The organism is Paraburkholderia sp. RL17-347-BIC-D, assembly GCF_046027915.1.
Lineage (GTDB): Bacteria > Pseudomonadota > Gammaproteobacteria > Burkholderiales > Burkholderiaceae > Paraburkholderia.
This window is the reverse complement of record NZ_JARESS010000141.1, coordinates 1-3469: the sequence shown is the minus strand read 5'-3', so window position 1 is coordinate 3469 and position 3469 is coordinate 1. Positions and strand designations below refer to the sequence as shown.

The following is a 3469-nucleotide window of genomic DNA, read 5'->3' as shown; positions in this document are numbered from 1 at the left end:
GAAGGGACGTTGGTGATATCGTCGCAACTGGCTGAAATACATCCGGCAACGGTCACCGGCGCGCGTTGAATTTGTCGCGACATTGGCCGACGATCGGCGCGTTCCGAACTGGCATAACTCCAGCAATTCCGCGATGGGAGTTCCGGATTGATTGCTTCGGCTCCTCGCAAACTTCTCGCCCGCAATTGCGTGGCATGTTACCGCAGTTGGGGATTGAGGGGATCAACGAGCGAAAAGGCGCAGAGTCCAATGGGATGGTCGCCTCGCTCAGCTAATGACGCTGTCGACGCCGGTGGTAGAAAGCTTGAATTGTCTGAACCTGCTCGCGGATTCACGTTGGTGAAACCGCTGATTGATCACGCAGCTCGCATGCTCGAGTGCAACGGCTTTGAATGAGCTCATCGCAGGTGGGTAACGAGAAAGAGATCGCATTGCAAAGCTTGCGGTGCAGTCTCTCGTTCCCACGATGCCGCGGCCACGTCACATTTCGGTCACGCTGTTGCCGCGGCTTTCGCATTTTCCCATTCAGCCGTTACGAATTGATGTGAATCGACACCGTTCCGTTCGAATAGACTGCCGACGCATTGACGCCATCCACGGTCACAGTCGAAAACTGCTGATTGCCGACGCCACCCGTGATCAGCTGAATCGTGTCGCCAGCTTTCGGCGCAAAGCCGTTCGCGAACTTCACGTGCAGCGTGCTGCCGGCCAGCGTCAGCTGGCCGCCAACATTCAATTGCCCGCCGCCTGAACCGTCGACCTCCATCGCGAGCGTCGCCCCGGGCAGTACGGTGAATTTGCCGCCGACCTTGACCGGCGAGCTCGCGCTCATGATCGCCGTGCCCGCGCCGACGAATACGTCGCCCGTGCCGAACGCCGTCGCCGAATCCGCTTGCAACGTGGCGCCCGTTATCTGCGTGCCGCCCGAGTAGCTGTTGTTGCCGGTGAGTTGCAGCGCGCCCGTGCCGCTCAGCGTCAGCTTGCCGCTGCCCGAAATGTCGTTGCGCCACATGTCGTTGGCACTGAAACCTCCTTGCGTCGCATCCATCGAAATGACGACACTGCCATTGAACTGGCCGTAGCCGTTGAAGGCCGCGAACGTGTCGATGCGTCCATAGCCTTCGGCGTCGTCCATCACTGGGAAGCCGGAAGGAAACTCGGTCGTCTTGATCACGACCCGGCGCTGGTCTGCGCTCAGATACGGAAAGCGCGTTTCGAGCAGCACTTCGGCACCTTTAGGAACGGTGGGTGGCGCATTGGTCGATTCGATCTGCGTGAAGCCGAACGTCATGCGCCTGATGTCGTATGCCTTGTTGGTCGCGAAGTCTGCAAATCGATCGGTGGCAAGCGTGCCCGAATGCGCGAGTGCGAAGAACGCGGCGGGCGTGGTGTTCGTCGCGGCTTCGAGCGCGGTATGCGCCTGCTGGAATGCCTCGGTCTTCAGCGTCGCATTCGCCGGATTGTTCAGGTTCGCCACCGTCGCCGCGATCGCGAACATGCGTCCGGCCATCACGTCGAGCGGCGAGTGCATGCCGGCAAGAATGCGGTTCTCGCCGAGTTCGAGACCGCGCGAGATCATCTCCGTGCCGCGCTCGGGCAAACAGTAGGCCATCGTCAGCGCATCGCGCATCGCTTCGGCTTCATGGCCGCTGATATAGCCGCCGTCCGTCGTCGGGTCCGCGCTCTCGGCCGGCACGAGCGTTGGATCGACGATCACGTTCGAGCTCCAGCGGTACGGTCGCGCGTACTTGTAGAAGCGCTTGCCCGGTTCCGTCGACGCGTTGTTGCCCATTGCGGAGAGCAGATCCACGACGTGCCCGAATGTCGGATTCGCGGTGCCGCCCACGCCGATATTGTTCCCCGTGTCGTTAAAGAGCACGGTCGTCGCATTCGCGGGAATGCTCGTGATCGTCGTCGTTTGCTGGGCCGCGGCGCGCCATGCATCGGTGAGCGGCCCCATGCCGTCGGTCACGCTAAAGCCCTTGCCGCGGCGGTCGTCGAAATAGGCGGCATCGGCCTGAGCTTGCGTGCGATTCGTGGTTTCACCAATCGCGAACTGGATGTTGGCGTTGTGCACGGCCGCGTTGAGCACCGTGCCGCCTGGGGTCCCGTCGTTCGGCAAACCCGTCCACGTCGATGGGACGATCGCCGGAAACGAACCGACCGCCGGAGCGGATACGCCCGCATCGACAATTTCGGTCAATGGCGACCAGATGTCGAGGAACCGCGACACGAGGCGCACACCCGCATTCGTGTTCAACGCTGCGAAGCGTGCGTCGCCGCGCTGATTCGTCGCGATGTTGTCGACGAATGCAGGGACGTCGGGAATGGGCGCGTTATCGACAAAGGTCGGATCCGGCGGTGGCGGTGGCGGCGGCGCCGAAGCATTGGTGGCGCTGTGATTGCCGTCGCTTCCGCCGCCGCACGCGGCAACCAGCAGCACGCTCAAGATGAGCGTTGCGTGCAGCTTCAAACATTTCCTGTGTGAGCGCATGCGCTTCAAACCCCCGGTCTATTCGATGCATTAGAAGAACCGGGAGTCTATTCACCGCGCGTGACCGCCACATTACCAATTGCGTATGGATGACGCCAACCTTACGATCGGCCAGCTCGCCCGCGCCACGGGCACGAAGGTCGAGACCTTCCGGTTCTACGAAGAGACCGGGTTGCTGCCCGCGCCGGCAAGGACGGAAGCCAATTACCGCGCATATTCGGAAGCACACCTGAGGCCTCTGAGCTTCATTCGCCGTGCACGTGATCTGGGTTTTTCGCTCGAACAGGTGCGCGAACTGCTGCAGCTCGCGGATGACCGCGGCCGAATCGATGCGATCGCATCCGCGCACCGTGCCGAAATCGAACGCAAGATTTGCGATCTGAAGGCGCTAAAGGCAGAACTCGATAGTCTGATCGACCAGTGCAGCTGCGGGGCAGTGGCGGAGTGCCGCATCATTGACGCGTTGTCACCGATACCGTGATAACAGGCAGGCACGATCGGCGCCGCGAGACGTTGGCCCTTCATTTTCTCGCGTGCGTCTCCTTTGAGATGGCGGACATTCGAATCGCTCGGGCCTAATGTCTCTGAAGGGTCGGACTGCGCCTCCTGCGTTCGACAGAAGCCAGCCACGTGCCGGAACGAATTCTTCATCAACGTTATTGTCAAAGTAACGTTGCTGGACTTTCACACCATCATGAAGCCCTTATGCTTCGCAGCAGCCCTCATCGTGCTCACCACCGGCTGCGCCTGGAGATGGTCGCCCCCGAACAATCAGACCGCCCAGCCGTCCGACACGGACACGTACATTCTGCACACTGCCGACGGTGCGACGCCCGGTTACTCCGCGTCAAAGCCCCCGAGGCTCAGCGTCGGTGTCAGCTATCCCGACACGCAATTGATTCTGCCCTGGTTCCTCAATGACATCATCAACTTGATTAACTATCGCTAGTCTGACAGCGACTTGCCGCGGTGGGA

General features: G+C 61.0%; 3 protein-coding genes. 2 read left to right on the top strand and 1 reads right to left on the bottom strand.

The features are described 5' to 3' along the window. Positions 1 to 532 precede the first annotated feature (532 nt). The gene (locus P0D96_RS47625; RefSeq protein ID WP_408321242.1) at positions 533 to 2494 is read right to left on the bottom strand and encodes an acid phosphatase; all 1962 of its coding nucleotides are present in this window, start codon (positions 2492 to 2494) and stop codon (positions 533 to 535) included. Positions 2495 to 2579: 85 nt separating this feature from the next. Here P0D96_RS47625 and P0D96_RS47620 point away from each other — a divergent pair, with 85 nt between their 5' ends. Together P0D96_RS47620 and P0D96_RS47615 are read left to right on the top strand one after the other, a co-directional pair. Next, on the top strand, positions 2580 to 2975 hold the full coding sequence (locus P0D96_RS47620) for a MerR family transcriptional regulator (protein ID WP_408182438.1): 396 nt from the start codon (positions 2580 to 2582) through the stop codon (positions 2973 to 2975). A 246-nt stretch (positions 2976 to 3221) separates the two neighbouring features. Beyond that, complete coding sequence (locus P0D96_RS47615) at positions 3222 to 3443, top strand: hypothetical protein (protein WP_408321240.1); 222 nt, start codon at positions 3222 to 3224, stop codon at positions 3441 to 3443. Positions 3444 to 3469 lie beyond the last annotated feature (26 nt).

Excerpts from the sequence above, each read along its gene's own strand:
- P0D96_RS47625 (WP_408321242.1), bottom strand. The coding sequence starts at position 2,494 with ATGCGCTCACACAGGAAATGTTTGAAGCTGCACGCAACGCTCATCTTG.
- P0D96_RS47620 (WP_408182438.1), top strand. The coding sequence starts at position 2,580 with ATGGATGACGCCAACCTTACGATCGGCCAGCTCGCCCGCGCCACGGGC.